Source organism: Sphingobium sp. HWE2-09, from assembly GCF_035989265.1.
Classification (GTDB): Bacteria; Pseudomonadota; Alphaproteobacteria; order Sphingomonadales; family Sphingomonadaceae; genus Sphingobium.
This window is the reverse complement of record NZ_JAYKZX010000003.1, coordinates 2,710,469-2,735,968: the sequence shown is the minus strand read 5'-3', so window position 1 is coordinate 2,735,968 and position 25,500 is coordinate 2,710,469. Positions and strand designations below refer to the sequence as shown.

Below are 25,500 nucleotides of genomic sequence, written 5' to 3'. Positions count from 1 at the left end.
CGGGGCAAAGCCGTCGCTAAGGGAAAGGCGACGATCCATGAGGGAGAATGGCAGCATGACGGATATTCGGACGGTCGGCGTGATCGGCGCGGGGCAGATGGGCGCGGGCATCGCACAGGTCGCGGCGCAGGCGGGCTATGACGTCATCCTGTCGGACATCGACCTTGCCCGTTCCGAAAAGGGGCTGGCCGGGATCGCCAAGCTGCTGGCGAAAGCCGTGGAAAAGGAAAAGATCAGCCAGGCCGACGCCGACGCCGCGCTCGCCCGGATCACGCCTGTGGGCGACATCGCCCCGCTGGCCGACGCGCAACTGGTGATCGAGGCCGCGACCGAGCGCGAAGAGGTGAAGCGCGCCATCTTCGCCAATGTCGGCAAGATATTAGCCGCCGACGCGATCCTCGCGACCAACACCTTGTCCATCCCGATCACTCGCCTGGCCCAGGCCGCGCCCGACGCGGGCCGCTTCGTCGGCGTTCATTTCTTCAACCCCGTGCCGGTGATGGTGCTGGTGGAGGTCATTCGCGGCCTCGCCACCACGCCCGAAACGGTCGCAGCGGTGGAAGGCTTCGCCTCGAAGATCGGCAAGACCACGGTCCACGCCTTCGACGCGCCAGGTTTCGTCGTCAACCGCATCCTGCTGCCGATGCTGAACGAAGCGGTGTTCGTGCTGGGTGAAGGGGTGGGCAGCGTGGTGGACATCGACCAGGGCTGCAAACTGGGCCTCAACCACCCAATGGGTCCGTTGACGCTGCTCGATTTCGTCGGCCTCGACACCGCGCTCGAAATCCTCAACGTCTTCCTGACCACCACCGGCGACCCGAAATATCGCCCCGCGCCACTGCTGGTCAAATATGTCGAAGCAGGCTGGTACGGCCGCAAGACCGGCCGTGGCTTCTACGACTATAGCGGCGCGGAACCCGTGCCCACGCGCTAAGGCAATCCTCCCCGCTTGCGGGGAGGTGGCACCCCGTAGGGGTGACGGAGGGGGTGCGCAGTTGAACGCCGCGTTGGCCGAACGCCCCTCCACCACTGGCTTCGCCAGCAGTCCCCTTCGGCAGAGGCTCGTGACTTTGCCGAACCATGCCGGGCAGGATCACCCCGCGCTCAACCCATGTTTCTTCATGCAATGGCGCAACTGGTCGTAGGTCAGGCCCAGCCCCTTGGCCGTCGCGCGCTGATTATAGCGAAACCGGTCCAGTGCCGCGCGGATGATCGCCGCTTCATGCCCGTCCACCGCCGCGCGCAAGTCGTTAATCTCCTCATAGGTCAAGGCGGCCGCTGACGGCGCAGCCGGGGCGTCAACCGGCGCGGCCTCCGCGCGTTTCATCATCGACTTGGGCTTCCAGGGGGACGCAAAGGGATCGAAGGTGATCCGGCTGATCGGTCGCCCCGGCTCGTCCCAGCGATAGACCGCCCGTTCCACCACATTGCGCAACTCGCGCACATTGCCCGGCCAGCCATGCCCCTCCAACTCCGCCGCGCAGGCCGCGGTGAAGCCCGGCCATTGCGGCCAGTCGCGCTCGGCCGCCATGCGTCGGCCGAAATGGTCGGCCAGTACGCTAATGTCGCCTTCGCGCGCGCGCAGCGGGGGCAGGGTGATGACTTCGAAACTCAGCCGGTCGAGCAGGTCGGGACGAAACCGCCCGGCCTCTGCAGCGGCGGGCAAATCCTCGTTGGTTGCAGCAACGATGCGCACGTCCACGGTCAGCGGCTTGGACGCACCGATCCGCGTGACCTCCCCATATTCGACCACGCGCAACAACCGCTCCTGCGCCGCCATCGACAGCGTGCCCAACTCGTCCAGGAACAATGTGCCGCCATCGGCATCCTCGAACCGGCCCGGTCGCGCTTTGGTCGCGCCGGTGAAGGCGCCCTGTTCGTGGCCGAACAATTCCGCTTCGATCAGCGTTTCGGGCAGCGCCGCGCAATTCATCGTGATCAATGGCTCGCCCCATCGCGGGGACAAGTGATGCAGCCGCTCTGCGATCAGTTCCTTGCCGGTCCCGCGCTCGCCGATCACCAGCACCGGCCGATTCAGTTCGGCCGCGCGCCCGGCCTGCTCCACTGCGTCGAGAAAGACCGATGACTGACCGATAAACTGCGTATTTTTCTCCATGCGCCAACTTATGGTGAAATTTCCCACTCCTTGGCAAGTGGCATATTAACGCCAGGCGGCAAAATAGCGAAAAAATCCCGGAAAATCGCCATTTCCAAAAACTGGCACGGCCTCTGCAAAGCTAAGGGCAATCCGCAACAATCGCGGAACCTATGAAGGCCAGGTTTCAGGGAGTAAGACGATGACCAACCAGACCAGCGTTCGCGAAATCAGCCAGCTGATGTCGGTCGCCATGGCCGCCCTGCTGTTCGGATCGACCATGATCCTTTCGGCGGTCGGCCCGGCCCGCGCCAGCGAAGCCCCGATCCTCGCGGCGCACCCCAGCACCGCTCCCTTGCGCTATCTGGCGTAAGGGGCACCGGTCTTTCCCAGATAATAAGTTTCAGGAGTGACGTTACCATGGGTATTTTCTCCCGCACCCGCGACATCATCGCCGCCAATGTGACCGACCTGCTCGACAAGGCGGAAGACCCTGCGAAGATGATCCGCATGATCATCCTCGAAATGGAGGAAACCCTGGTCGAAGTGCGCGCGTCCGCCGCCCGCACCATCGCCGATCAAAAGGAAATGCGTCGCCACATCGCCAAGCTCACGGCTCTGCAGGATAGCTGGACCGAAAAGGCGCAACTCGCTTTGTCCAAGGATCGCGAAGACCTGGCCAAGGCCGCCCTGGTCGAGCGCCAGAAGGCGACCGACATGGCCGATCATCTCGCCCAAGAGATCGAGACGTTGGACGACGCGCTCAAGGCCTCGGAAGAGGATATCGCCAAGCTGCAGGGCAAGCTGCGCGAAGCCCGCGCCCGCCAGAACAGCCTGGTCACCCGGATGCAGAGCGCCGAAAATCGCCTGCGCGTCCGCGAAGCCTATGCCGGTGAGAAGGTCAACGACGCCTTCGCACGTTTCGACATGCTCGAACGCCGGGTGGACATGGCCGAAGGCCGCGCCGATGCCGCCACCTTGGGCGGCGTCCCCAAGACGCTGGAGGAAGAGATTGCGGAACTCAAGTCCGCCGACAAGGTCGATGCCGATCTTGCCGCGCTCAAGGCCAGCATGAACAGGGAAGGCTGATCCGATGGAAGAGGTTTTCCTGCCCGTCATCGTCTGCGGCATGTTGTTCATCGGCATGCCGTGGCTGATCTTCCACTATGTCACCAAATGGAAGCAGGCGCCTAAGATCACCGACGAGGATGAGAAGCTGCTGGACGACCTTCACCTTCTCGCCCGCCGTCTGGAGGAAAGGCTCCAGACGGTCGAACGGATCGTCGCTGCCGACAATCCCGATTTCCGCCCCCAGCGTCCGTCCATCGACGACGGCTTCGATCTAGACCGGAGGAACTGACATGACCGCCCGCCGCACCAAATTCTACCTCGACAAGGCCAACGGCAAATGGATGGGTGTCTGCTCCGGCATTGCCGACTATAGCGGGATCGACGTGACCTGGGTCCGGGTCGGCGCGGTGCTCGTCACCCTGATGGGCGCCTTCCCCTGGACGCTGATCGCCTATTTCGCCGTCGCCTATTTCGCCGAAAACAAGCCGTCGGGCCTCTATGCGGATCGCGATGACGAGAAATTCTGGCAGGGCGTGCGCACCAACCCGACCCGCTCGACCCGCGACGTCCGGTCCAAGTTTCGCGACATCGATCGCCGCCTGGCCGACATCGAAATCCACTATACCAGCCGCAACACCCGCCTCGCCGATGAGATCGACAGCCTGCGCTGATCGCCGCATCAGACAGAGATGATAGGGGAGAATAGCCATGAATTTTGCAGGCCCAAATTTCATCGTCGCCATCATCGCCCTGTCCATGGGCGCCTGGGTCATCACCACCTGGATGCGGGCGCGCTACGGCTATCCGCTGACCGATGACAACGGAAACACCGTTCATCGAAGCGATCCCGACGCCGGTCGAAAAATCGACCTTTTGTCCAACGAAAACGAAAAGCTGGTTGGCCGCATCAGCCGCCTCGAAGAACGCATCGCCGTGCTGGAAAGGATCGCCACCGATCCCGCCACCCGCACCGCGCGCGACATCGACGCGCTGCGCTGACAGACCAGGCAAGGGAGTGATTATGATGTTTCCATTTGAAGCCTTTGCCCCCGTGGCGGTCATTGTCGGGTCGCTGGCGGTCGCAGGCTGGATCTTCACCACTTGGCTGCGCATCAAACACGGCTATCCACTGGAAAACAGCTGGGGCAAGCCGGTCTATCCGCAGAAGAATGAAGAAATGGTCGAGCGTATCAAGCTGCTGAGCCAGGAAAATGCCCAGCTGCGCGCCGAGATCGGATCGATGAAGGATCGGCTCGCCGTAGTGGAGCGGATCGTCACCGACGAAAGCCACCAGTTGACCCACGAAATCGAACGGCTGCGCAGCCCGGCTAATTGAAGCGGCGCGCCATCAGGGAGTGATAGGATATGAACCCGTTTGAAATGGTCGTCGCCATCATCGCGATCACCGCCATCGCCAGCGTCCTGCGCGCCAAATATGGCGTCGTGCGTCGGCACAAGGGCGAAGATTTCATCCAGCGCGGCCCCGATCCGGAAGCGGAACGGCTGCGCGCCGAAGTCAAGGCGCTCAAGGATCGCGTCGCCGTGCTGGAACGGCTGGCGACGGACGGCTCCTCCGCACTGGAGCGCGAATTTGAGAAACTCCGGGACCGCGACTGAGCGGCATATCCGACGACAGGGAGGCTTATATGCAAGACCCCTATCTTTACCTGACGCTGGCGGCGAGCGCACTCGCGGCCCTCGCCATCCTGACCACGGCGGGTCTGCGCGGCTGGAACGGCTGGCTGGAACTGAAGCGCGCTGAGCTGAGCCGCTACACCCAAAGCGACGACGCCCCACCCCCGACCGCCGCCGCCCGGATCGAGGTCGCCGACCTCAAGGAACGCATCCGCAAGCTGGAAGCGATCGCGGCAGGCGTGGATCTGTAAGCAAGGCCTCGCCCGAATAGCCAATGTGCTCCCGCGCAGGCGGGAGCCCAGTCCAAACCTCAGAACTAGGCTCCCGCCTGCGCGGGAGCACGCTGTGCCTTACATCACCGCAAGGTCCGATCGCCTTACCCCCGCAGCGTCCCGCCCAGCTTCTGCGCGGCCTTCACCACCGCGGCGCTGATCGTCTCCAGCTCTTCCTGGGCAAAACTCTTCTCGCCCGGCTGCAGCGTCACTTCGATCGCCAGCGACTTGAAGCCGTCCTCCACGCCCGGTCCGACGAAGACGTCGAACAGCCGCACATCGACGATGCTCTTCTTGTCCGCGCCCTTCACGCTACGCACCAGCGCATCGGCCTCGACCGTGTCCGGCACGATGAACGCGAAGTCGCGCTTCACCGCCTGCAACGCGGGCGGCGCATAGGGCGCGCGCATGAAGCCGCTCTTGCGCTTGCCCGGAATGGCGTCGAGGAAGATTTCGCCCGCCACCACCGTGCCGGTCAGCCCGAACTGCTTGGCCAACGAAGGGTGCAGCACCCCATATTCGGCCAGCACCGCCTTCGGCCCCAGCCGCAGCGTGCCCGACTGGCCGGGATGATAGGCGGCCGACGCGTCTCCGAAATTCTGGAGATTGCCGACCGGCGCACCGGCGGCTGCCAGCAACGCGACCACCTCCGCCTTGGCGTCGAACGCATCGAAGGCCTGCGCTTTGCCGGTCTGCCAGCCCCGCGCCACTTTCTCGCCTGCCAGCACGAAGCCCACGGTCGCCCGCTCGCCCTGCTTGAAATAGCGGCGGCCCAGTTCGAACAGACGCACCGAGGTCGCGCTGCGATCGACATTGCGCTTGGTCGCCGACAACAGGCCCGGCAACAGCGACGGCCGCATGACCTTCAAATCTTCGGAGATCGGGTTCGCCAGCGTCCAGTCGCCCCCGCCCACGGCGGCGGCTTCCTTCTCCGAAATGAAGGACCAGTTGATCGCTTCGGCCAAGCTCCGCGCGGCGGCGGTGCGGCGCACGCGGCGCTCCACCAGCTGTTCGGGCGTGGCGGTCGGGCGGGCGACGCCCGGCACGCGCGGCAGCGGCGTGGACGGGACATGCTCCAGTCCGACGATGCGCACCACCTCTTCCACGATGTCGGGCCAGCCATCGACATCGCGGCGCCAGGTCGGCACGGTGATGGTCCAGCTGGCGGGCACGCTGACCGGCATCCCGTCCTGATACTCGACGCCACCGGGCTCGCCGCTGACGAGAAAGCCCAGGCTTTCCAGGATGCGCTTCTGCTCATCGGCAGGCACATCCACGCCAGCCAGCGCCAGGCACTGGTCGGGCGTATATTGCACCGTCTTTGGCGTAGCAGGCGGCGTCCCAGCGCGGGTTGCCTCGCTGGGCGTCCCGCCGCACAGATGCGTGACCAGAAACGTCGCGATCGACAGGCCATCGTCCAGGAAAGCAGGATCGACGCCGCGCTCGAACCGCCCGCGTGCGTCGGATGTCAGGGTCAGCTTCTGCCCCGTCATCGCGATCCGCTCAGGCGTGAAATAGGCGCATTCGATCAGCACGTCGGTCGTCCCGGCCTGCGCGCCCGAATGTTCGCCGCCCATGATGCCGCCAATATCATGCACGGCTTCGTCGTCGGCGATCACGGTCATCGTCTCGTCGACGGTGTAGCTCTTGCCGTTGAGCGCCAGCACTTGCTCGCCCGGCCGACCCTTGCGCGCGACCAGCCCGCCCTTGAGGCTCGCCATGTCATAGACATGCAGCGGCCGACCCAGGTCGATCATGATATAGTTGGTAATGTCGACCAAAGCGCTGATCGGCTTCTGCCCGATCGCCTTCAACCGCTTGCTCATCCATTCGGGCGACGTGCCATTGGTGACGCCGCGCACCGTCCGAGCGAAGAAGGCCGGGCAGCCATCGACATCGTCCGTCCGCACGTCCGGTCCCGGACCCACGCCTTCGATCTCCGGCACGATGATGGCATTGAGCGTGCCCAGGCCTGCCGCCGCCAGATCGCGCGCGATGCCGCGCACGCCCATGCAATCCTGCCGGTTGGGCGTGACGCTGACGTCGATGACCGGATCGTTCAGCCCTGCCCAGTCAGCATAGACCTGCCCCACCGGCGCGGCTTCATCCAGTTCGATGATCCCGTCATGATCGTCGCCCAGTTCCAGCTCGCGCGTCGAACACATCATGCCGTTGGATTCGACGCCCCGGATCGCGGTCTTCTTCAGCACCATGCCATTGACCGGCACCACCGCGCCTTCAAGGCCGAACACGCCGACCAGGCCAGCCCGCGCATTGGGCGCGCCGCACACGACCTGCAATGGATTGCCGTCACCATGATCGACGGTCAGCACCTGCAACTTGTCGGCCTGCGGATGGCGTTCGGCGGTCAGCACCTTGGCGATCTTGAACCCGCCCAGCTTCTCGGCCGGATTCTCGACGCCCTCGACCTCCAGCCCGATGGCGTTCAGCTTTTTGAGGATGGTGGGCAGTTCCGCATCGGTCGCCAGATGCGTCTTGAGCCAGCTCAGGGTGAACTTCATGCGCCGACTCCTCCGCTCAGCGTGGGCACGTCCAGCGCCGAAAAACCATAATGTTTCAGCCAGCGCAGATCGCCGTCGAAGAAGGCGCGCAAGTCGTTCATCCCATATTTCAGCATCGCCAGCCGATCGACCCCGGTGCCGAAGGCAAAGCCCTGCCACTCGTCAGGGTCCAGCCCGCACGCCTCGATCACCCGCCGGTTGACCATGCCGCTGCCCAGCACTTCCAGCCAGCCGCCGCTTGGCCCTTCGCCGTCGCCGCCGATGACGCGCTGGCCATTGGTCAGCGTATAGCCGACATCGACCTCGACCGACGGTTCGGTGAAGGGGAAATAGCTGGGGCGCAGCCGCAGGACGATGTCCTCGCGCTCGAAGAACGCCTTGAGGAACGTCTCCAGCGTCCATTTCAAATGGCCCAGCGTGATCCCCTTGTCGATCACCAGCCCTTCGATCTGGTGGAACATGGGCGTATGGGTCGCATCGCTGTCGCTGCGATAAACGCGGCCCGGCGCGATGATGCGGATCGGCGGCGGGGTGCCATTCATCATCGTGCGGATCTGCACCGGCGACGTATGGGTGCGCAGCAGCATCTTCTTCGCGCCGTCCTCGTCCGGGAAGTAGAAGGTGTCATGCATCGCGCGCGCCGGATGCGTCTCGGGAATGTTGAGCGCGGTAAAATTATGCCAGTCGTCCTCGATCTCCGGCCCGGTGGCGACCGAGAAACCCAGGTCGGCGAAGATTTCCGCCAACTCGTCCATCACCTGGCTGACCGGATGGACGGACCCCTGCGCACCCAGGTCAGCGGGCAGGGTCATGTCGATACGTTCGGACGCGAGCCGGGCGTCAAGCGCCGCCTGCTCCAGCGCCGCCTTCTTGTCCGCCAGCGCCGCGGTGACGCTTTCGCGCAAATCCTGGATCGGCGGCCCTTTTGCCATCCGCTCGTCCGGCGACATCGGCCCCAGCGTCTTGAGCAGGCCAGTGACGACCCCGCTCTTGCCCAACGCCCCCACGCGCAGCGCCTCCACAGCATCCAGCGTGTCGGCAGCGGCGATGTCGGCGATCAGGCCGGCTTTCAATGCGCTAATTTCAGTCATAAATCTTCCACCATCTCGTCATTCCCGCGAAAGCGGGAACCCATCTCCCGACTTTTCGGTCAGTCGCTGCGTAGAGAGGGCAAAGGCTCAAAGCCCAAGCCCAGCGCCAGATCATCCCAGTCGGGATTTTCGGCTTCGATCAGCTCTATCTTCCACTGCCTATTCCATTTCTTGATCCGCTTTTCGCGCAGGATGGCGTTCTCCATGCTGTCATGCGGCTCGAACCAAACCAGGCGCTTGACGCCGTAGTCGTTCGTGAAGCCTTGGATCAAGCCGTTTCGATGCTCATACAACCGCTTTATCAGGGCGGCTGTGACACCGGTATAAAGCGTACCGTTCCGTCGGCTGGCAAGGATGTAAACGGATGGACTGATCTCATGCATCATGGCAGCCTCCGGAAATGGGTTCCCGCCTGCGCGGGAATGACGTTGCTCTTACGCCCGCGCCCCCAGCAACGCCCCGCCAAATCCGATGAACAGCAATCCCGTACCACGGTTGAACAATCTCTGCCGATTGGCGGGTTGCAGCCAGCGGGCCAGCTTCACCCCGCCCAGAGCATAGAGGCACTGCCAGCCAAATTCGATCACCACGAAACTGGTGATCAGGATCACCAGCTGCACCCAGAAGGGGCGGTGCAGATCGATGAACTGCGGGAACAGCGCCGCGGCAAAGATGATCAGCTTGGGATTGGAAAGCCCCGTCAGCAACCCGGTGCCATATAAGGCGCGCAACGACCGCGCCCGTGTCGCGCCCACCGCGCCGACATCACCCACCGGTGCGCGCCACGCCTTGATCCCCAGCCAGACCAGATAGGCGACGCCCGCATAGCGCAGCACGTCGAACAGCCCCGGCGACGCCTTGAGCAGTGCGCCAAGCCCCAGCGCCGACGCAACCAGGCACAGCAGCACCGCACTCATCAGCCCTGCCTTCGTCGCTGTCGCCTTGCGCGGGCCATGGGCGATGCTCTGCGTCATCACATGCAGCATGTTCGGCCCCGGCGTGGCGGAGATCAGGAAGACGGCAGTGACGTACAACCACCATAGATGCAGCGACATGGGAATGGCCTTTCGATAAGGCTTCCACACTCCGTTCGCTTCGAGCGAAGTCGAGAAGCCCATAGCGCAGTGCAGGCATTTCTCGACACGCTCGAAACGAACGGGCGTTGAGCGAAAAAACAAAAAGGGCGCCGAAGGCATCTGCCCCGGCGCCCCTTTGACGATCTTGCGATCGGTTCGCTTAAGCTGCGGGCAGCGCAGCCTTCGCCTGGGCGATGATGGCGCTGAATGCGGCGCCTTCATGCATCGCAATATCGGCCAGAACCTTGCGGTCCAGTTGCACGCCGGCCAGCTTCAGGCCGTGCATGAACTGCGAATAGGTCAGGCCTTCGGCGCGAACGCCAGCGTTGATGCGCTGGATCCACAGACCACGGAAGGACCGCTTCTTAACCTTACGGTCGCGATAGGCGTATTGGCCGGCCTTTTCGACGGCCTGGCGAGCGACACGGATCGTGTTCTTGCGACGGCCATAATAGCCCTTCGCCTGAACCAATAACCGCTTATGCTTCGCCTTGGTGGTTACACCACGTTTTACGCGTGCCATGTGCCTCTACTCCTTACTTCAGGCCGTAGGGCGCCCACAGGCGCACATGGGCAACATCGGCATCCGACAGGACGGACGTGCCGCGGTTCTGACGGATATACTTGGCGTTATGGCTGATCAGCCGGTGACGCTTGCCAGCGACGCCATGCTTCACCTTGCCGGTGGCGGTGAACTTGAAGCGCTTCTTCACACCGCTCTTGGTCTTCATCTTGGGCATTTTCGTCTCCTTGTTCAGCGCGACGATTACAGACAGCCCCGGCAGCCCTAGTTAGCCGGGCGGTCTCACTGAATATCGCGAACGGCGCGCATAGGCGGCTGATCCCGATAAAGCAAGCGATTCGGAGCCAAACGCCATCACGCCGCGTTACGCTCGCCATGGTCGATCCCACACCCTCCCCACCCGCCGAGGGCTCAGGCTCGCTCGTCCGTCGCGCGCGCGACCGCTGGCGTCGCCTGCCGCTGCCGGTGCGGATCATCCTGTGGATCGTCGGTATCCTCTTCGCGCTCTGGCTGATCCTCTTCATCACCAAGGGTCGCTTCCTCAAGGGCAGCTTCGAACGCATCCTGACCAACCGGCTGGAACGCCCGGTCACGGTCGGCGGCGACTTCCAGCTCTATTTTGCCCCCATCGCGATCAAATTCCGCGCCGAAGGGCTGCGCATCGCCAACCCTGGCTGGGCCAGCAAGCCCGACCTGTTGCGCGCCGACCTGATCGACAGCCGCATCGCCCCGCTCAGCCTGATCTTTGGCGACAAATACCGGCTGCAATGGCTGGAATTGCGCAACGCCGCCGCGGATATGGAATGGACGGCCGATCATCAGCGCAACACCTGGACGCTCGGCAATCCGGATAAGAAGGGCGAGCCGCTCAACCTGCCGCTGATCAGCCGCGCGCTGCTCACCGGTACGACCCTGCGCTATCGCGATCCGCAACTGCAACTCGCCACCGACATCCTGTTCGACACGACCAAGGCGCGCGATACCCGCTTCGACCAGGCGATCAGCCTGTCGGGCAACGGCACGATGCGCAACCTGCCCTTCACGCTCAAGGGGCAATTGCTATCGCCCAACGCCACCATATCGGGCGGCAAGAACAGCCTGGTCGCCCGCGCCGTCGCCGGTGCGACGGTGGTCGACGTCACTGGTACGTTGCCCGGCGCGACCCAGTTGGAGGGCAGCGACCTGCATCTGGTCACGCGCGGTCCTAACCTTAGCCATTTGTTCGATTTCCTGGGCGCGGCGATCCCCGACACCCGCGCCTATCGCTTCACCTCCAACCTGACCCGCAGCGGCAAGGAATGGCGCTTCACCCGTTTGAAGGGGCGTTTCGGCGACAGTGATCTGGCGGGCAAGATGACCGTCTCCCTGCCCAAGGGGCGCCTGCTGATCGACGCCGACCTTGCCACGCAGAAGCTCGACATCATCGATGTCGGCCCCTTCATCGGCTATGATCCCGAACTGTTGGCGGCCAAAGGCGCGGCCGGCGCGATCGAAACCGTCGGCGGCACGCCCCGCGTCCTGCCCGATACGCCGCTGAGGGTGGAGGCGATCCGCAATTTCGACGCCAATGTCCGCTACACCGTGCGCACCATTCGCGCGCCGAACCTGCCGGTGTCCAACGGGGCGGTGACGGTGAAGCTCGACCACAGCCTGCTCACCCTGTCGCCGCTCACCTTCGACATGGCGGGCGGCCATGTCGCGTCGGACATAGAGATCAACGCGCGCAACCGGCCGGTCCGCACCCGCTACGACATCCGCCTGGCGCCCACGCCGATGGGCACGCTGCTGGCGCGCTGGGGCGTCGCCGAATCGGGCACCAATGGCGTGATCAAGGGGCGCGTGCAGATGGCCGGGCTGGGCGACACGCTCCATGATTCGCTGGGCACCGCGAACGGGCGCATCGCCTTCACCTTGCCCGCCGGGTCGATGTGGGCGCGCAACGTCCAACTGGCCGAACTGGACGTCGGCACTTTCGCCACCAAGATGTTCTCGGGCAAACTCAAGCAACCGGTGGAGATCAATTGCGGCCTCGTCGCCTTCACTGTGCGCAACGGCGTGGCGGCGGCCGACCCGATCCTGATCGATACCAAGAAGAATGTGATGATCGGCCGGGGCGGCTTTTCGTTCAAGAATGAAAGCCTGGACCTGGTCTTCCGCGCGGATGGCAAGAAGATCAGCCTGTTGTCGGGCCAGTCGCCCGTCGGCATCAACGGCTATTTCGCGCGGCCATCCATGGCCGTCGTCAGCCCCGAATTGATGACGCGGGGCGGCGCGGCCCTGGCACTGGGCATCGTCGGCACACCCATCGCATCGCTGCTCGCCTTCGTCGATCCGGGCGACGCCAAGGGCGCGGCCTGCGGTCCGGTGCTGGCCGGGGCCAGTGCGCAGGGTCAGCGCACCAAGGGCGGCCAGCCGCGCGACGATGTCGGTCGCGGCACTACCGCGAAGGATGAGAAGGGCAGGGGCAATGCCGGGGAGCAGAAGCGTCAGGAAAAGAAATTCCTCGGTATCTTCTGACCTGAGACGGCGGAAAGGCGCGTGGCTGTGAGGGTGGGAACCACCAAATGGGACGTGGCAACCGGCGATATTACCCGGTGCGCCATGGACGTCATCGTGAACGCCGCCAACAACCATCTGTTGGGCGGCGGTGGCGTCGACGGTGCGATCCATCGCGCAGCGGGACCGGGCTTATTGGCGGAATGTCGAACCATTGGCGGATGCCCGACTGGTGAAGCCCGGATGACCCGCGGTTACGATCTGCCCGCTCGCCATGTCATTCATACGGTGGGACCGGTCTGGCATGGCGGCGACCATGGCGAGCAGGATTTGCTGACCAGCTGTTATGTCCATTCGCTCAACCTGGCTCGGCAACATGGATTGCGCAGCATCGCCTTCCCGGCGATCTCGACCGGCATATATGGCTTCCCAAAAAACAGGCGGCGCAGGTCGCCGCCGCTGCGGTCGCATCGGCGCTGTTGCGCGATCCGCAAGCCTTTGATTGGATATGTTTCGTTTGCTTCGATGAAGCCACGACTACGTTGTTCGATAGGGCCGTCAGGGATGTCGCATCAACGGGTCAGTGATCATGCCCATGATCATGTCCGACCGCCTGCAACGCCTCCAGCACATCTTCCAGCCGCGCCGGATCGCCCAGCGCCAGCACATGGCCTTCACTGTCGGCGGTCAGCGGCTCGCCGTTCCAGTCGCACATCAGCCCGCCCGCACCCTCGACCACCGGCACCAGCGCGGCGAAATCATAGCTTTGCAGGCCCAATTCGATGACGATGTCCAGGAAACCGGACGCCAACAGCCCATAATTATAGCAATCCCCGCCATAGACCGGCCCCTGGCGCGGCGACCCGCCGGACACGGCCGCGACCAGCGCCATATAATGGGGCACGTCGCCCTCACCGAACAGATGCGGGCTGGTGGTGGCGATGCCCGCGCCTTCCAGCGCCTTGCACGCCCGCGTCCGCACCGGCTGGCCGTTGAAGGTCGTCGGCTGCCCGCTCATCCCGGCCCAGCGTTCCCGCGCGATCGGCTGGTCGATGATGCCGATGGTCGGCCACCCCGCCTGCGTCAGCGCGATCAGCGTGCCGAAGATCGGCCGCCCGGCAATGAAGCTGCGCGTCCCGTCGATCGGATCGAGAATCCACACCCGCTCCGCATCCTCGCGCACCGATCCATATTCCTCGCCGATGATGCCGTCGTCCGGCCGCTCCTTTTCCAATATTGCGCGGATCGCGGCTTCGGCGGCGCGGTCGGCCTCCGTCACCGGCGACTTGTCCGCCTTCAACTCCATGTCGTACCGGGCGCGGAAAAAGGGGCGGATGGCCGTGCCGGCGGCATCGGCAAGGCGGTTGGCAAGGGCCAGGTCATCGCGGGTGGTCATCTGCTTCGCCTAGCGACTTGGACGATGATGCGCTAGACTGAACGCAGATGTGAAGAAGGAGAGGAAGATGCCCGGTTCGCCCGTCATCCCGTGCCTGCGCTACACCAACGCCCCCGCCGCAATCGATTTTCTGTGCGACGCCTTCGGCTTTACGCGACACGCCGTCCACCCCGACGACACCGATCCCACGATCATTCATCATGCCCAGCTGGTGCTGGGCGATGGCATGATCATGCTGGGCAGCGTCCGGGATATGGAGGGCGAATCACTCTATACTTGGTCCACCGCCCGCGACATCGGCGCCGTCACCGCAAGTGTCTATGTCCTTGTCGCAGATCCCGACGCCCATTGCCTCCACGCCCGCAACGAAGGGGCGGTGGTGGTGCAGGAACCGCAGGATAATGACGGCTATCCCGGTCGGGGCTACACCGCGCTCGACCCGGAAGGCAATGTCTGGAGCTTCGGCAGCTACGATCCATTCGCAGGTTAAGCCTTCCGCAACCCGGCCGTTCTAGCCTGCGAACGAAGGGGGCATGGGCATGGCGGTCATCGGCTGGATTTTGAGCTTCATCGCACTGTTCGCCGGCTTGGCGATGCGGCAGGACATGCCGATCGGCGGATCGGCGCTTTTGTCCAACATGCTGCTGCTCTTCGCGCTGCTCGCCTGCCCGATGCTCTGGCGCGGAAAGCCGCTCGGCATATCGCGCGGCCAGCGCATCGTCGTGGCACTAGTCATGCTGCTGAGCGTGCCGTTGGTCTTGCTGCCAGCGGCCTGACACGCCTCAGTCGAACAGGCTCGACACCGACAGAGTTCGGTCGAACGATCCCCCGGATCGTTCGCCAGCCTTTCTCCTTTCAGTCGAACAGGCTGGATACCGAACTCTCATCCGCGATGCGCTTGATCGCTTCGCCCAGCAGCGGCGCGATCGGCAGATGGCGCACGCGCTTGGACGTGTTCACCGCCTCGGTGCCCTGGATCGTATCGGTGATCACCAGTTCCAGCAGTTCCGACGCATCGACGCGGGCGACCGCGCCGCCCGACAGCACGCCATGGCTGACATAGGCGATGACCTCTTCGGCCCCCTGCGCCTTCAGCGCGGCGGCGGCGTTGCACAGCGTGCCGGCCGAATCGACGATATCGTCGATCAGGATGCAGAAACGGCCCTTCACGTCGCCGATGATGTTCATCACTTCCGATTCGCCCGCGCGCTCGCGGCGCTTGTCGACGATGGCGAGCGGCGCGTTGTCCAGCCGCTTGGCCAGCGCACGGGCGCGCACCACGCCGCCGACGTCGGGCGACACGACCATGATATTCTTGTCGCCGAACCGGGCCTGGATATCCGCCGACATCACCGGCGCACCGAACAGATTGTCGGTCGGAATGTCGAAGAAGCCCTGGATCTGCCCGGCGTGCAGATCGACCGACAATACGCGGTCGGCGCCCGCCGTGGTGATGAGGTTGGCGACCAGCTTGGCGCTGATCGGCGTGCGCGGGCCGGGCTTCCGGTCCTGCCGGGCATAGCCGAAATAGGGGATGACGGCAGTGATTCGCTTGGCCGACGCGCGCTTGAGCGCATCGATCATGATCAGCAATTCCATCAGATTGTCGTTGGTCGGATAGGCCGTCGACTGGATGACAAACACGTCTTCGCCACGGACATTCTCGTGGATTTCCACGAAGACTTCCTCATCCGCGAAACGGCGGACGCTGGCGTCGGTCAGGGGGATTTCAATATAGTCGGCGATGGCGGCCGCAAGCGGCTTGTTCGAATTGCCGGTCATGAGTTTCATGGCGAAAACCCCCCAAACGAAATGGCGTGACGAATTGATGACGATGCGCGAGACGCGGCCCCTTTAGCGGCGCATGGCGCATGTGGAAAGGCGCTTTTGCGCGCCACGGCAAATTCGCCCGACCATTTCCAGAATGGCCGCGAAGCGGGCGTTCGGCGCGAAATTGGCGGTCGGGACATAGAGGATTTTCGATTATGGCGAAAATGTTCTAGGGCGCGGGCATGACCGACAAACTCGTGATCGCGCTCGCGCAGATGACCCAGTCCGTGGGCGACCTCGTCGCCAATGCCGACGCCATGCTGGCCTGGCGTGACCGGGCGCAGGGCGCGGACCTCATCGTCTATCCCGAATTGCAGCTGATCGGCTATCCGCCCGAGGACTTGGTGCTGAAGCCCGCCTTGGTCGATCGCGCGAACCAGCAACTGGACCGCCTGGCGCAGGCGACCGCCGACGGCGGCCCCGCCATGCTGGTCGGCACCGTGGTCGCGGCCCAGGGCGTCCTCTTCAACGTCGTCGCCTTGCTGGAGGATGGCGCGGTCACCGCGATCCGGCAAAAGCGCGAACTGCCCAATTACGGCACCTTCGATGAAAAGCGTCTCTTCGCGCCCGGACCGCTGCCCGCGCCGATCGATTTCAAGGGCGTGAAGATCGGCGTGCCGATCTGCGAGGATATCTGGTTCCCCTTCGTCACCGCCCATCTGAAGGGCGAGGGGGCGGAAATCCTCATCAGCCCCAATGGCAGCCCCTATGAAATCGACAAGGACGATCGCCGCATCAATGCGGTCGCGGGCACCCGCGTGCGCGAAACCGGCCTGCCGCTCGTCTATCTCAACCGCGTCGGCGGCCAGGATGAGCTGGTGTTCGACGGCGCCTCCTTCGTCATGAATGCCGACCGCAGCGTCGCCCACCAGATGCCCGATTGGGAGGAAGCACTGGTGCTGACTCATTGGGAAAAGCAGGACGGCCAATGGGCCTGCCTGCCCGGCGAACGGCACGACCTCGATCCCCGCCCGGCCGACATCTACAACGCCATGGTGCTGGGCCTGCGCGACTATGTGAACCGCAACCGCTTCCCCGGCGTCGTGCTGGGCCTGTCGGGCGGCATCGATTCCGCGCTCTCCGCCGCCGTCGCCGTCGATGCGCTGGGCGCCGACCGCGTCTGGTGCGTCATGATGCCCTCGCGCTTCACCAGCCAGGACAGTCTGGACGACGCGGTGGAGTGCGCGCGTCTGCTCGGCGTTCGCTACGACACCATCCCGATCGAACCCGCCGTCGCCGCCTTCGACACGATGCTTGCCCCCGCTTTCGAAGGCCGTCAGCGCGACCTGGCCGAAGAAAATATCCAGTCGCGCATCCGCGGCCTCACCCTGATGGCGCTATCCAACAAGTTCGGCCACATGTTGCTGACCACCGGCAACAAGAGCGAGATGTCGGTCGGCTACGCCACCATCTATGGCGACATGGCGGGCGGCTATTCGGTACTCAAGGACGCGTACAAGACCACCGTCTTCGACCTGTGCCGTTGGCGCAACGAGAATGTCCCCTCGCTCGGCGAAGGCTTCGGCCCCACCGGCCCGGTGATGCCCGATCGCGTCATCACCAAGCCGCCCAGCGCCGAACTGCGCGATAACCAGCGCGACGACGACAGCCTGCCGCCCTATGAAGTGCTGGACCCGATCCTCTACGGCCTGGTCGAGGAGGAACTGTCGGTCGAGCAACTGGTCGCCCGCGGTTTCGACCGCGACACCGTCGCCCGGATCGAACGGCTGCTCTATGTCGCCGAATATAAACGCCGCCAATCGCCCCCCGGCGTGAAGCTGGGCACCCGCAATTTCGGCCGCGACCGCCGCTACCCGATCACCAACGCCTTCCGCACGATCTGACTCTAAAGACCGTTCGGGCTCAGGGCGAACGGCCCAGGGATATTTATGACCGTCATCACCCGCTTCGCTCCATCGCCCACCGGCAACCTCCATGTCGGCAATATCCGCGCCGCGCTCCACAACTGGCTCTGGACGCGCAAATCTGCGGGCAAGTTCCTGTTGCGCCTGGACGATACCGACCTGGAACGCTCGCGCGCCGAATATGCGGAGTTGATCAAGGCCGACCTGCAATGGCTCGGCCTGCATTGGGATGGCGAGGAAAAGCAGTCCGACCGCTTCGCCCTCTATGAAGACAAGTTTGCCGCTCTCAAGGCATCGGGCCATGTCTATCCCGCCTATGAAACCGCCCAGGAACTCGACCTGCGCCGGAAGGTCTTGCTCGGCCGCGGTCTCCCGCCCGTCTATGATCGCGCCGCCCTGTCGCTGACCCCGGACCAGATCGCCGCATTCGAAGCCGAAGGCCGCACCCCTCACTGGCGCTTCAAGCTGGATCATGAACAGCCGATCGTCTGGACCGACCTCATCCGCGGCGACCAGCGCTTCGATCCCAAACTCCTGTCCGACCCGGTGATCCGCCGCGCCGACGGCAGCTGGCTCTACATGCTTCCTTCGGTGATCGATGATATCGCCATGGGCGTCACCCACGTCCTGCGCGGTGAGGATCATGTCTCCAACACCGCGACCCAGATCCAGATGTTCACCGCGCTGAACGCGCCGCTCCCCGCCTTCGCCCATGAAGCGCTGCTGACCGGCAGCGAAGGCAAGCTGTCCAAGCGCCTGGGTTCGCTCGGCGTCGCCCATTTTCGGGAGATCGGCCTGGAAGCCATGAGCGTCGCCTCGCTGCTCGCCCGCCTTGGCAGTTCGCAGCCCATCGAACCCTTTACCGACATGACGCCCCTGATCGACAGCTTCGACTTCGCCCATTTCGGCCGCGCGCCCGCGCGCTTCGATGAAACCGAACTGGCGACCCTCAACCAGAAGATCGTCCATCTTCTTCCCTATGGAACAGTCGCCGATCGCCTGCCGCATGGCATGGACGAAGCCGCCTGGACCGCCATCCGCCCCAATCTGGAAACGGTTTCCGGCGCCGCCAACTGGTGGCGCATCGTCACCGGCCCGATCGATGCCCCTACGCCCGCGGAAGAAGACCGCGATTTCCTCACCACCGCCTACCGCATCCTCTCGGACGTGTCCTTCGACGCCGACATTTGGCGCGCCCTGACCAACGCGTTGAAGGCGGAAACCGGCCGCAAGGGCAAGACCCTCTTCCTTCCCCTCCGCCGCGCGCTGACCGGGCTGGATCACGGCCCGGACATGGGCCAACTGCTACCCCTGATCAGCCGGGAAGAAGCGCTACGCCGCCTCCAATCCTAAAAGCAGGCTTCGACTAAAACCAAACCTTCCAACGTCATCCCGGGCTTGACCCGGGATCCCGCTGTTCGTCGTCGGCTGCGTAAAAGGGAAAGCGGGATGCCGGGTCAGGCCTGACATGACGACGAGGGGTGACTGGAGGCGACCAATCGGGGACGTTATTCCCCCTCCCGCTGGCGGGAGGGGGTTAGGGGGTGGGCAAGCGCAAGGTTACATTGGCCCACCCCGCTGCGACTAAATTCGCTCCGCTCATTAAGTCTCGCTGCCCCTCCCGCAAGCGGGAGGGGCAGCAAAGTCAGACCGTCCGCTCCCCACCCATCGCTACCGTCCCCCCTAAAACCCGCCGTTCCCCAATCCAGACTCTCCACGCCCCAGCGCAAAAATAATATCGCGACGACATCGACAAAGCGACCCGCTGTCGCCCCCCTTCGCACCAAGGGCATCGCCGCCTTCCTATTACCCTTCCAATGTAGGATTTCTTCTGATCTATCCTGATCGATGGATCACTACGCTTTTCGCGCCCGCTCTCCTTTGCCAATCGCCGCCGCACTGGCGCGCACGCATGACCCGACCGTCGCGTCCCTGTCGCGTAAGCGATGCGTGACTGTGACCTTACAGGTGCGTGGGCGGCGCGTCGCGAGCGCTTCGGTAACGCTTCCGTGCTCCAATCCCCACGAAAAAGCGTGGAAATGCGATCCCTGCAATGGTGTGAACTTCGGACCCGTGACCCAGTCGGTCGGCTCAGGTCGCCAAAAACGCCGCGCTAAGGATCGCAGGATTGCCATGTGCGCTCGTCGGCGACTCGGCGTCGCCACCTATAACGCCCATCTCAGCCGCGCATCGCCGCCAACGCTTGGCCTACCGCGGCAATGCCTTCCGGCGAGGCGGCAAAGCCCATATGCGTGCAATCGACCTCGATCGCCTTGTCGCGCTCGCCCGAACGGCCCTTGGCGCATGCGGGCAGGATCACGCCATCGCGCTGCGACCACAGAGCCACGGTCGGCACCGGCGGCTTGGCTTCGCGCGTGCAGGGGAAGGGCGGCCGGTCGACCGGAAAGCCCGACACCAGCTGATAGAGCCGCCATGCATGATTAGCGCGCGGATCGCCGGAAAAGGGCGTCCCCATCGTCACGACGCCGCCGACCTTATGCCCGGCAAATTTCGCATATTCGCGTGCATACAGCCCGCCCAGGCTCCATCCGACCAGTGTCACCGGCGCACCGCTATCCTTGCGAATGGCGTCCACGCGCGCATCGATCCGGTCCAGGCTGTCGGGACGCGGACCGAAATTGCGACCCATGCCCCAGTCATGCGCGGCATAGCCCGCCGCGTTCAATATATCGCGCAGCCACCCCATACGCTGTTCCGACGCCATCAGGCCCGGGATCAACAGGATCGACCGACCGTCGCCCTGCATCTGATCCGCCAGCAAGGATGCCTGCGCCTTGGTCCGCGCCAGGTCAAACGGCACGCTCAGATTGCCCAGCAGCTGCTGCAACGGCGGAAGCTGCGCCGCGCGCGGTCCGGACGCGAGGCGATCTTTCCAGAAACTGCTGACAGCTTGGGCATAGGGTTGGGCGTAAGACGGCACGACGATGATATCCTTGGGCCGCGCGCTGATCTGCCGAGCGGGAAAGATGACATTGTCGTGACAAACGCGCCGCGCGTCTATCGGTTTCGGCTCGCACGACGAACGGTTCGTCGTTTGTTACAACGATTTTTACGGCGCTAGAGGAGAGGTCTGATTGACGCTGACGCCTTCAACACCGTGCAATTGGCGTGGTTCCAGGATCGCGGCCGTCTCGATCAGGTCGAGCGCACGGCGCGCTTCCAGATAGCGGCGGGCATATTGCATCCACCGGTCCGCCGCCGCCCGACCGGGCAACCGCTCCACCTCGGCCAGCGCGGCATTGACGCGCCCGCCGTCGATATAGCGCACCGCGCGGTCCATCGTCGCCTGGGGGCGCGGCGATGGCGTCGATATCTTGCGAATGGTCACCAGTTCGCGCGCCTCATGCTCCAGCGCGCTCCACCAGCCGCCGTCGGTCGGCGGGGTCGTCACCTTGCTGGCGACATCCATCAATCCGCCGCGTAGGTCGGCCAGGGTGATGGGTTCGCGCGCCGCATTGATGATCGCGGCGACGGCGCGGGGCTGGGCCTGGCCGAAACGCAACCGCAACTGTCCCTCGACATAGCCGAGCGGCGTCCCGCTATCGAGTGCGCGGCGCGCGGCGAAGGCGACCAGCAGCCCTTCGGCACGGGCGGCATTGCCCGACGCGGCCTGCGCCTCGACGGTGATGCGGTTGAGCCGCTCTTCCAGTTGGAGGACGCGGCCGTCCAGCATCTGCGCGGCATCGGTGGTCAGCGGCCGGACGGTGGCGGTCGCGCCATTGCCGGTAATCAGTCCCGGTGTCGGCGCAACGACGGCGCGCTGCGGCTGGGTATCGCCCCAGCGCTGCTGGATCTGGGGCCAGGCCCAGACGGTGAGGGCAACGCCCAGCACGAAGGCGAGCAGGGTCAGGATCAGGAGCGGCAAAAACGGACGACGGCGCGGCGGCGCAGCTATCATAGTCGCGTCGCCAACCCCATCCTCGTCGCGCATGTTGGCCCTTTCGTCTGTCATGATGGCTGTCATTCGCACAATCGCGCGGCAAGGGCCAGCATGTCGTCGTCGACCGGCTGGGCAGGCGCTTGCCCGCTTGCCCAGCCTGCCCCGCATGCAGCGAGCGCGGCCGGGCTGATCGCAACGATATGCAGCGATGCGCGCGCCTGTTGATGAATATGCGCGGCCAGCCTTTCTCCCGCCCGCGGCGAATGGATCAGCAGCACCGATCCGGGCGTCGCGGCGGCGGCCAGCGCCGGGTCGGGGGGCAACGATGCCATGCTATAGACCGCGATCCGCGTCACATCGATGGCATCGGCCGTCATCGGCGCGACGGTCGTGCCGGCCAGATGCAGCAACCGCTTTTGTCCATCGGCGGCGATCCGGGCCGCGATCGCGCTGCCGTCGCCATCGCCCGCCTGGACATCGGCAAAGCCTGCGTCGCGCAGGGCCATCGCGGTCGCTTCGCCCACAGCATAAGCGGGCAGTCCGTGATAGATCGCCAGCATCGGCCCCGCCAGCCTGGCGGCGTTCGCGCTGGTCAGCAGCAGGGCGTCGAACTTGTCCGGGGCAGGCGGCGTCCAGTCGATCGGCTGCGGCGCGAACAGCGGATGGACCGCCGCCCTCAGCCCCAGCGCGGACGCCTTGGCTGCCGTCCTACCCGCTGCCGGTTCGGGCCGCAGGATCAGGACGGGACTCACCCCTCGAACAGCCCACGCAATGCCGAGCTGGCCCGCTCCAGCAAAGCGCGACCCACCGCTTGCGCTGCCGCATCGTCGCCGCGCGCCAGCCGCGTTTCCTCGCGCACCGTTTCCTGTCCGTCCGGGCTGATGATCTCCGCGATCAGGTACAGCCCGTCGCCCTCCACCCGCGCCAGCGCGGCGATCGGCGAATGGCAACTGCCGCCCAGCGCCTTGAGCACCGCGCGTTCGGCCATCACCGCGTCATATGTGTCGCAGTCGTTGATCGCCGCCAGCGCGGAAACCACCGCCGCATTGTCGCCCAGCGTCTCTATGCCCACGGCGCCCTGCGACGGCGCGGGCAGCATCATGTCCACCGCGATCGTTGCGCCGACATCGCCCTGGTCCAGCCGGTCCAGGCCCGCCGCCGCCAGCAAGGTGGCATGGACTTCGCCCGCGTCCAGCTTGGCAAGGCGGGTGGCGACATTGCCGCGAAACAGAGTGATCTTCGCGTCGGGGCGCAACCGCTTGACCTGCGCGGCGCGGCGCGGCGAACTGGTGCCGACGATCGGATTGGCGGGCAGGGCGGCAAAATCGGATGCGCCCACCAGCTTGTCGCGCACATCGGCGCGGGGCAGCATCGCAACGATCCGGATCGCCTCTGGCCGCAGCGTCTCCACGTCCTTCATGCTGTGGACCGCAAAATCGATGTCGCCCTGCACCAGCGCGCGGTCCAGTTCCTTGGTCCACAGCGCCTTGCCGCCGATATCGGCCAGCGCCCGGTCCTGTATCCGGTCGCCGCTGGTCTGGACGGTGACGATCGTCACGGCATCCGGCGTCCAGCCATGGACGGCGCATAGGGCGCGGGCGGTCATGTGGGCCTGGGCCAGCGCCAGGGGCGATCCTCTGGTGCCGAGGCGCAACGGTCGGTTGGGCAAAAGCATATGCGGCTTGCTCTAATGACCACGGGCATTAGATGGAAGCGGCAATGACAATCATCCTTGGCCTGGAATCGAGCTGCGATGAAACCGCAGCCGCGCTGGTGAGCGCAGACGGCCGGATTCTCGCGCATCGCCTCGCCACGCAGGAGGACGCGCATCGTCCCTATGGCGGCGTCGTCCCCGAAATCGCGGCGCGCGCCCATGTCGAAGCGCTCAGCCCCTTGATCGAAGCGGCGCTGGCCGATGCGAAGATGACGCTCGCCGACGTCGATGTCATCGCCGCGACCGCCGGGCCGGGGCTGATCGGTGGCGTCATGGTGGGCCTGGTCACCGGCAAGGCGCTCGCCCACGCAGCAGGCAAGCCGCTGATTGCGGTGAATCATCTGGAGGGCCATGCGCTTTCGCCGCGTCTGGCCGATCCGACGCTGCAATTTCCCTATCTGCTGCTGCTGGTGTCTGGCGGCCATTGCCAGCTGCTGCATGTGAAGGGGCCAGGCGATTATGCCCGTCTTGCCACCACCATCGACGATGCGGCGGGCGAAGCGTTCGACAAGACCGCCAAATTGCTGGGGCTGGGCTATCCCGGCGGGCCGCAGGTGGAACAGGCGGCGGCGCGGGGCAATGCCAAAGCGGTCCCGCTGCCACGCCCGCTGGTCGGTACTGCGGAGCCGCATTTCTCCTTCGCGGGCCTCAAGAGCGCGGTGATGCGCGCCGTACAGTCGGGCCAATATGGCATGGACGATATCGCCGCTTCCTTTCAGCAGGCGGTGATCGACTGTCTGGTCGATCGCACGCGCAAGGCGCTGGGGCAGAGCGAGGGCGTGACCGCCCTGGTCGTGGCGGGCGGGGTCGCCGCCAACCAAGCGATCCGCACCGCGCTCGAACGGCTGGCCGCCGATCATGCCCTGCCCTTCGTTGCGCCGCCGTTGTGGCTGTGCACCGACAATGCTGCGATGATCGCCTGGGCCGGGGCTGAGCGTTTTGCGGTCGGCCTGATCGACGATCTCACGGTTCCCGCCCGGCCGCGCTGGCCGCTCGACCCGGCGGCGGAAAAAGCGCGCGGCGCAGGAGTGAAGGCATGAAAGCGGGCGTTATCGGGGCAGGCGCATGGGGCACGGCGCTGGCGCAATTGCTGGCCAGCGATGGGCAGGACGTGGCGTTGTGGGCGTTGGAACCCGATGTCGTGTCGGGCATCAATGCTACTTCTGAAAATCCTCTGTACCTGCCGGGCATTGCGCTCTCCTCCTCGATTCGGGCGACCGGCGAGATGGCCGACCTTGCCGGATGCGACCTGTTGCTGGTGGTCAGTCCTGCCCAGCATCTGCGCAGCGTGGTAGCGCAGGCACCGGCCGGCGTGCCGCTGGTCCTGTGTTCCAAGGGGATCGAGGCGGGCAGCAGCCTGCTGATGTCGGAAGTTGCAAAGGCTGCTCAGCCAAACTCTCCTATCGCCGTCCTGTCCGGCCCGACCTTCGCTCATGAAGTGGCCAAGGGGTTGCCCACCGCTATCACCCTGGCCTGCGAAGACCGGGCGCTGGGCCAGCGTCTGGCCGCCCGCATCGCCCGTCCGGCTTTTCGCCCCTATCTGTCCGATGACGTCATCGGTGCGGAAATTGGCGGGGCGGTCAAGAATGTGCTCGCCATTGCTTGTGGTGTGGCCGAAGGGGCTGGCCTTGGCCTCAATGCCCGCGCGGCCCTGATTTCGCGCGGCTTTGCCGAAATGACGCGTTTCGGCATGGCGCGGGGCGCGCGGGCGGAAACGCTGGGTGGCCTGTCGGGCCTGGGCGACCTTGTCCTGACCTGCTCGTCCACCAATTCGCGCAATTTCTCGCTCGGCAAGGGATTGGGCGAAGGGCGCACCGCCGCCGATCTGCTCAGCAATCGCCGCACCGTGGCGGAAGGCGCCTTTACCGCACCGGTGCTGCGCGACGCGGCGATCGCGGCTGGCGTGGAAATGCCGGTGGTCGATGCGGTATGCGCGCTGCTGGCCGACGCCGCGCCGCTGGGGCAGGTCATCGACGCGCTGCTCGCCCGCCCGTTGCGGCCCGAATAATTCAT

The 25,500-nt window shown here is 64.9% G+C and carries 29 protein-coding genes and 1 pseudogene; 17 read left to right on the top strand and 13 right to left on the bottom strand.

Going from position 1 to position 25,500, the window contains the following annotated elements; genetic code table 11:
• The first annotated feature begins 55 nt into the window (after positions 1-55).
• A complete protein-coding gene (locus tag U5A89_RS18895) occupies positions 56-934 on the top strand; it encodes a 3-hydroxyacyl-CoA dehydrogenase NAD-binding domain-containing protein (RefSeq protein ID WP_338162553.1) in 879 nt (292 codons plus the stop codon).
• A 159-nt stretch (positions 935-1,093) separates the two neighbouring features.
• Here U5A89_RS18895 and pspF read toward each other — a convergent pair whose 3' ends face one another.
• Positions 1,094-2,116, bottom strand: a complete 1,023-nt coding sequence (gene pspF / locus U5A89_RS18890; RefSeq protein WP_338162552.1) for a phage shock protein operon transcriptional activator — start codon at positions 2,114-2,116, stop codon at positions 1,094-1,096.
• Between the two features lie 181 nt (positions 2,117-2,297).
• Here pspF and U5A89_RS18885 point away from each other — a divergent pair, with 181 nt between their 5' ends.
• The 8 genes from U5A89_RS18885 to U5A89_RS18850 are packed head-to-tail and all read left to right on the top strand — an operon-like array spanning position 2,298 to position 5,052.
• Positions 2,298-2,468, top strand: a complete 171-nt coding sequence (locus U5A89_RS18885) for a hypothetical protein (protein ID WP_338162551.1) — start codon at positions 2,298-2,300, stop codon at positions 2,466-2,468.
• Positions 2,469-2,515: 47 nt separating this feature from the next.
• Positions 2,516-3,184, top strand: a complete 669-nt coding sequence (gene pspA / locus U5A89_RS18880) for a phage shock protein PspA (RefSeq protein ID WP_338162550.1) — start codon at positions 2,516-2,518, stop codon at positions 3,182-3,184.
• Positions 3,185-3,188: 4 nt separating this feature from the next.
• Positions 3,189-3,455 (top strand): envelope stress response membrane protein PspB, encoded by a 267-nt coding sequence (gene pspB, locus U5A89_RS18875; protein ID WP_338162549.1) that lies wholly within the window; start codon positions 3,189-3,191, stop codon positions 3,453-3,455.
• 1 nt (position 3,456) lies between these two features.
• Positions 3,457-3,837: an envelope stress response membrane protein PspC gene (gene pspC, locus U5A89_RS18870; RefSeq protein WP_338162548.1), complete on the top strand. Its 381-nt coding sequence runs from the start codon at positions 3,457-3,459 to the stop codon at positions 3,835-3,837.
• A 37-nt stretch (positions 3,838-3,874) separates the two neighbouring features.
• Positions 3,875-4,165 (top strand): hypothetical protein, encoded by a 291-nt coding sequence (locus tag U5A89_RS18865; RefSeq protein ID WP_338162547.1) that lies wholly within the window; start codon positions 3,875-3,877, stop codon positions 4,163-4,165.
• A gap of 25 nt (positions 4,166-4,190) precedes the next feature.
• The gene (locus tag U5A89_RS18860) at positions 4,191-4,502 is read left to right on the top strand and encodes a hypothetical protein (RefSeq protein ID WP_338163115.1); all 312 of its coding nucleotides are present in this window, start codon (positions 4,191-4,193) and stop codon (positions 4,500-4,502) included.
• Between the two features lie 29 nt (positions 4,503-4,531).
• The gene (locus U5A89_RS18855) at positions 4,532-4,783 is read left to right on the top strand and encodes a hypothetical protein (protein ID WP_338162546.1); all 252 of its coding nucleotides are present in this window, start codon (positions 4,532-4,534) and stop codon (positions 4,781-4,783) included.
• Between the two features lie 29 nt (positions 4,784-4,812).
• The gene (locus U5A89_RS18850; RefSeq protein ID WP_338162545.1) at positions 4,813-5,052 is read left to right on the top strand and encodes a hypothetical protein; all 240 of its coding nucleotides are present in this window, start codon (positions 4,813-4,815) and stop codon (positions 5,050-5,052) included.
• Positions 5,053-5,177: 125 nt separating this feature from the next.
• Here the strand turns inward: U5A89_RS18850 and pheT are convergent, their stop codons facing one another.
• The 6 genes from pheT to rpmI all read right to left on the bottom strand — a co-directional run bounded on the left by pheT (position 5,178) and on the right by rpmI (position 10,502).
• Positions 5,178-7,595 carry a phenylalanine--tRNA ligase subunit beta gene (gene pheT / locus U5A89_RS18845; RefSeq protein ID WP_338162544.1) on the bottom strand — a complete coding sequence of 806 codons (2,418 nt, stop codon included), beginning with the start codon at positions 7,593-7,595 and terminating at the stop codon, positions 5,178-5,180.
• Entirely contained in the window at positions 7,592-8,686 is a 1,095-nt protein-coding gene (gene pheS, locus U5A89_RS18840; RefSeq protein ID WP_338162543.1) for a phenylalanine--tRNA ligase subunit alpha, read from the bottom strand. The genes pheT and pheS overlap by 4 nt, the downstream gene beginning before the upstream one ends.
• Before the next feature lie 59 nt (positions 8,687-8,745).
• The gene (locus tag U5A89_RS18835) at positions 8,746-9,072 is read right to left on the bottom strand and encodes a GIY-YIG nuclease family protein (RefSeq protein ID WP_338162542.1); all 327 of its coding nucleotides are present in this window, start codon (positions 9,070-9,072) and stop codon (positions 8,746-8,748) included.
• A gap of 48 nt (positions 9,073-9,120) precedes the next feature.
• A complete protein-coding gene (locus tag U5A89_RS18830; RefSeq protein WP_338162541.1) occupies positions 9,121-9,741 on the bottom strand; it encodes a LysE family translocator in 621 nt (206 codons plus the stop codon).
• A gap of 181 nt (positions 9,742-9,922) precedes the next feature.
• Entirely contained in the window at positions 9,923-10,285 is a 363-nt protein-coding gene (gene rplT, locus U5A89_RS18825) for a 50S ribosomal protein L20 (protein ID WP_338162540.1), read from the bottom strand.
• A gap of 13 nt (positions 10,286-10,298) precedes the next feature.
• The gene (gene rpmI, locus U5A89_RS18820; protein ID WP_007711873.1) at positions 10,299-10,502 is read right to left on the bottom strand and encodes a 50S ribosomal protein L35; all 204 of its coding nucleotides are present in this window, start codon (positions 10,500-10,502) and stop codon (positions 10,299-10,301) included.
• A gap of 158 nt (positions 10,503-10,660) precedes the next feature.
• Between rpmI and U5A89_RS18815 the strand changes: the two genes are divergently transcribed.
• Together U5A89_RS18815 and U5A89_RS18810 are read left to right on the top strand one after the other, a co-directional pair.
• The gene (locus U5A89_RS18815; RefSeq protein ID WP_338162539.1) at positions 10,661-12,802 is read left to right on the top strand and encodes an AsmA family protein; all 2,142 of its coding nucleotides are present in this window, start codon (positions 10,661-10,663) and stop codon (positions 12,800-12,802) included.
• An 84-nt stretch (positions 12,803-12,886) separates the two neighbouring features.
• A pseudogene (locus U5A89_RS18810) lies at positions 12,887-13,162 on the top strand (macro domain-containing protein); the annotation flags it as partial.
• 199 nt (positions 13,163-13,361) lie between these two features.
• Here U5A89_RS18810 and U5A89_RS18805 read toward each other — a convergent pair.
• The gene (locus tag U5A89_RS18805) at positions 13,362-14,177 is read right to left on the bottom strand and encodes an inositol monophosphatase family protein (RefSeq protein ID WP_338162538.1); all 816 of its coding nucleotides are present in this window, start codon (positions 14,175-14,177) and stop codon (positions 13,362-13,364) included.
• A gap of 67 nt (positions 14,178-14,244) precedes the next feature.
• Here U5A89_RS18805 and U5A89_RS18800 point away from each other — a divergent pair, with 67 nt between their 5' ends.
• Together U5A89_RS18800 and U5A89_RS18795 are read left to right on the top strand one after the other, a co-directional pair.
• Complete coding sequence (locus U5A89_RS18800) at positions 14,245-14,667, top strand: VOC family protein (RefSeq protein WP_338162537.1); 423 nt, start codon at positions 14,245-14,247, stop codon at positions 14,665-14,667.
• A gap of 49 nt (positions 14,668-14,716) precedes the next feature.
• A complete protein-coding gene (locus U5A89_RS18795) occupies positions 14,717-14,953 on the top strand; it encodes a hypothetical protein (protein WP_338162536.1) in 237 nt (78 codons plus the stop codon).
• 79 nt (positions 14,954-15,032) lie between these two features.
• On the opposite strand, the gene U5A89_RS18790 is transcribed toward U5A89_RS18795, so the two are convergent.
• Positions 15,033-15,968 carry a ribose-phosphate pyrophosphokinase gene (locus U5A89_RS18790; RefSeq protein WP_338162535.1) on the bottom strand — a complete coding sequence of 312 codons (936 nt, stop codon included), beginning with the start codon at positions 15,966-15,968 and terminating at the stop codon, positions 15,033-15,035.
• A gap of 221 nt (positions 15,969-16,189) precedes the next feature.
• Here U5A89_RS18790 and U5A89_RS18785 point away from each other — a divergent pair, with 221 nt between their 5' ends.
• Positions 16,190-17,851 carry an NAD+ synthase gene (locus tag U5A89_RS18785; protein WP_338162534.1) on the top strand — a complete coding sequence of 554 codons (1,662 nt, stop codon included), beginning with the start codon at positions 16,190-16,192 and terminating at the stop codon, positions 17,849-17,851.
• 45 nt (positions 17,852-17,896) lie between these two features.
• Positions 17,897-19,225 (top strand): glutamate--tRNA ligase, encoded by a 1,329-nt coding sequence (gltX, locus tag U5A89_RS18780; protein ID WP_338162533.1) that lies wholly within the window; start codon positions 17,897-17,899, stop codon positions 19,223-19,225.
• A gap of 826 nt (positions 19,226-20,051) precedes the next feature.
• Here the strand turns inward: gltX and U5A89_RS18775 are convergent.
• From U5A89_RS18775 to hemC, 4 genes are all read right to left on the bottom strand, one after another.
• Positions 20,052-20,813, bottom strand: coding sequence for an esterase/lipase family protein (locus U5A89_RS18775; RefSeq protein WP_338162532.1), 762 nt, complete (start codon positions 20,811-20,813; stop codon positions 20,052-20,054).
• Between the two features lie 129 nt (positions 20,814-20,942).
• Complete coding sequence (locus U5A89_RS18770) at positions 20,943-21,845, bottom strand: hypothetical protein (RefSeq protein ID WP_445190672.1); 903 nt, start codon at positions 21,843-21,845, stop codon at positions 20,943-20,945.
• Between the two features lie 8 nt (positions 21,846-21,853).
• Positions 21,854-22,525 (bottom strand): uroporphyrinogen-III synthase, encoded by a 672-nt coding sequence (locus tag U5A89_RS18765; protein WP_338162531.1) that lies wholly within the window; start codon positions 22,523-22,525, stop codon positions 21,854-21,856.
• Positions 22,522-23,448 (bottom strand): hydroxymethylbilane synthase, encoded by a 927-nt coding sequence (gene hemC / locus U5A89_RS18760; RefSeq protein WP_338162530.1) that lies wholly within the window; start codon positions 23,446-23,448, stop codon positions 22,522-22,524. The genes U5A89_RS18765 and hemC overlap by 4 nt, the downstream gene beginning before the upstream one ends.
• A 44-nt stretch (positions 23,449-23,492) precedes the next feature.
• On the opposite strand from hemC, the gene tsaD reads away from it, so the two are divergent.
• Positions 23,493-24,527, top strand: coding sequence for a tRNA (adenosine(37)-N6)-threonylcarbamoyltransferase complex transferase subunit TsaD (gene tsaD / locus U5A89_RS18755; RefSeq protein ID WP_338162529.1), 1,035 nt, complete (start codon positions 23,493-23,495; stop codon positions 24,525-24,527).
• The gene (locus U5A89_RS18750) at positions 24,524-25,495 is read left to right on the top strand and encodes an NAD(P)H-dependent glycerol-3-phosphate dehydrogenase (RefSeq protein ID WP_338162528.1); all 972 of its coding nucleotides are present in this window, start codon (positions 24,524-24,526) and stop codon (positions 25,493-25,495) included. Before tsaD ends, U5A89_RS18750 begins: the two co-directional genes overlap by 4 nt.
• Positions 25,496-25,500 lie beyond the last annotated feature (5 nt).

Bases quoted from the DNA above. Each gene is read 5' to 3' on its own strand.
- U5A89_RS18805 (WP_338162538.1), bottom strand. From the start codon at position 14,177: ATGACCACCCGCGATGACCTGGCCCTTGCCAACCGCCTTGCCGATGCC.
- pheT (WP_338162544.1), bottom strand. From the start codon at position 7,595: ATGAAGTTCACCCTGAGCTGGCTCAAGACGCATCTGGCGACCGATGCG.
- pspF (WP_338162552.1), bottom strand. From the start codon at position 2,116: ATGGAGAAAAATACGCAGTTTATCGGTCAGTCATCGGTCTTTCTCGAC.
- U5A89_RS18770 (WP_445190672.1), bottom strand. From the start codon at position 21,845: ATGACAGACGAAAGGGCCAACATGCGCGACGAGGATGGGGTTGGCGAC.
- U5A89_RS18860 (WP_338163115.1), top strand. From the start codon at position 4,191: ATGTTTCCATTTGAAGCCTTTGCCCCCGTGGCGGTCATTGTCGGGTCG.
- pheS (WP_338162543.1), bottom strand. From the start codon at position 8,686: ATGACTGAAATTAGCGCATTGAAAGCCGGCCTGATCGCCGACATCGCC.
- U5A89_RS18850 (WP_338162545.1), top strand. From the start codon at position 4,813: ATGCAAGACCCCTATCTTTACCTGACGCTGGCGGCGAGCGCACTCGCG.
- U5A89_RS18795 (WP_338162536.1), top strand. From the start codon at position 14,717: ATGGCGGTCATCGGCTGGATTTTGAGCTTCATCGCACTGTTCGCCGGC.
- hemC (WP_338162530.1), bottom strand. From the start codon at position 23,448: ATGCTTTTGCCCAACCGACCGTTGCGCCTCGGCACCAGAGGATCGCCC.
- U5A89_RS18750 (WP_338162528.1), top strand. From the start codon at position 24,524: ATGAAAGCGGGCGTTATCGGGGCAGGCGCATGGGGCACGGCGCTGGCG.
- U5A89_RS18855 (WP_338162546.1), top strand. From the start codon at position 4,532: ATGAACCCGTTTGAAATGGTCGTCGCCATCATCGCGATCACCGCCATC.
- U5A89_RS18790 (WP_338162535.1), bottom strand. From the start codon at position 15,968: ATGAAACTCATGACCGGCAATTCGAACAAGCCGCTTGCGGCCGCCATC.
- U5A89_RS18815 (WP_338162539.1), top strand. From the start codon at position 10,661: ATGGTCGATCCCACACCCTCCCCACCCGCCGAGGGCTCAGGCTCGCTC.
- pspA (WP_338162550.1), top strand. From the start codon at position 2,516: ATGGGTATTTTCTCCCGCACCCGCGACATCATCGCCGCCAATGTGACC.
- rpmI (WP_007711873.1), bottom strand. From the start codon at position 10,502: ATGCCCAAGATGAAGACCAAGAGCGGTGTGAAGAAGCGCTTCAAGTTC.
- U5A89_RS18785 (WP_338162534.1), top strand. From the start codon at position 16,190: ATGACCGACAAACTCGTGATCGCGCTCGCGCAGATGACCCAGTCCGTG.
- U5A89_RS18835 (WP_338162542.1), bottom strand. From the start codon at position 9,072: ATGATGCATGAGATCAGTCCATCCGTTTACATCCTTGCCAGCCGACGG.
- tsaD (WP_338162529.1), top strand. From the start codon at position 23,493: ATGACAATCATCCTTGGCCTGGAATCGAGCTGCGATGAAACCGCAGCC.
- gltX (WP_338162533.1), top strand. From the start codon at position 17,897: ATGACCGTCATCACCCGCTTCGCTCCATCGCCCACCGGCAACCTCCAT.
- pspB (WP_338162549.1), top strand. From the start codon at position 3,189: ATGGAAGAGGTTTTCCTGCCCGTCATCGTCTGCGGCATGTTGTTCATC.
- U5A89_RS18830 (WP_338162541.1), bottom strand. From the start codon at position 9,741: ATGTCGCTGCATCTATGGTGGTTGTACGTCACTGCCGTCTTCCTGATC.
- U5A89_RS18800 (WP_338162537.1), top strand. From the start codon at position 14,245: ATGCCCGGTTCGCCCGTCATCCCGTGCCTGCGCTACACCAACGCCCCC.
- U5A89_RS18885 (WP_338162551.1), top strand. From the start codon at position 2,298: ATGACCAACCAGACCAGCGTTCGCGAAATCAGCCAGCTGATGTCGGTC.
- pspC (WP_338162548.1), top strand. From the start codon at position 3,457: ATGACCGCCCGCCGCACCAAATTCTACCTCGACAAGGCCAACGGCAAA.
- rplT (WP_338162540.1), bottom strand. From the start codon at position 10,285: ATGGCACGCGTAAAACGTGGTGTAACCACCAAGGCGAAGCATAAGCGG.
- U5A89_RS18865 (WP_338162547.1), top strand. From the start codon at position 3,875: ATGAATTTTGCAGGCCCAAATTTCATCGTCGCCATCATCGCCCTGTCC.
- U5A89_RS18895 (WP_338162553.1), top strand. From the start codon at position 56: ATGACGGATATTCGGACGGTCGGCGTGATCGGCGCGGGGCAGATGGGC.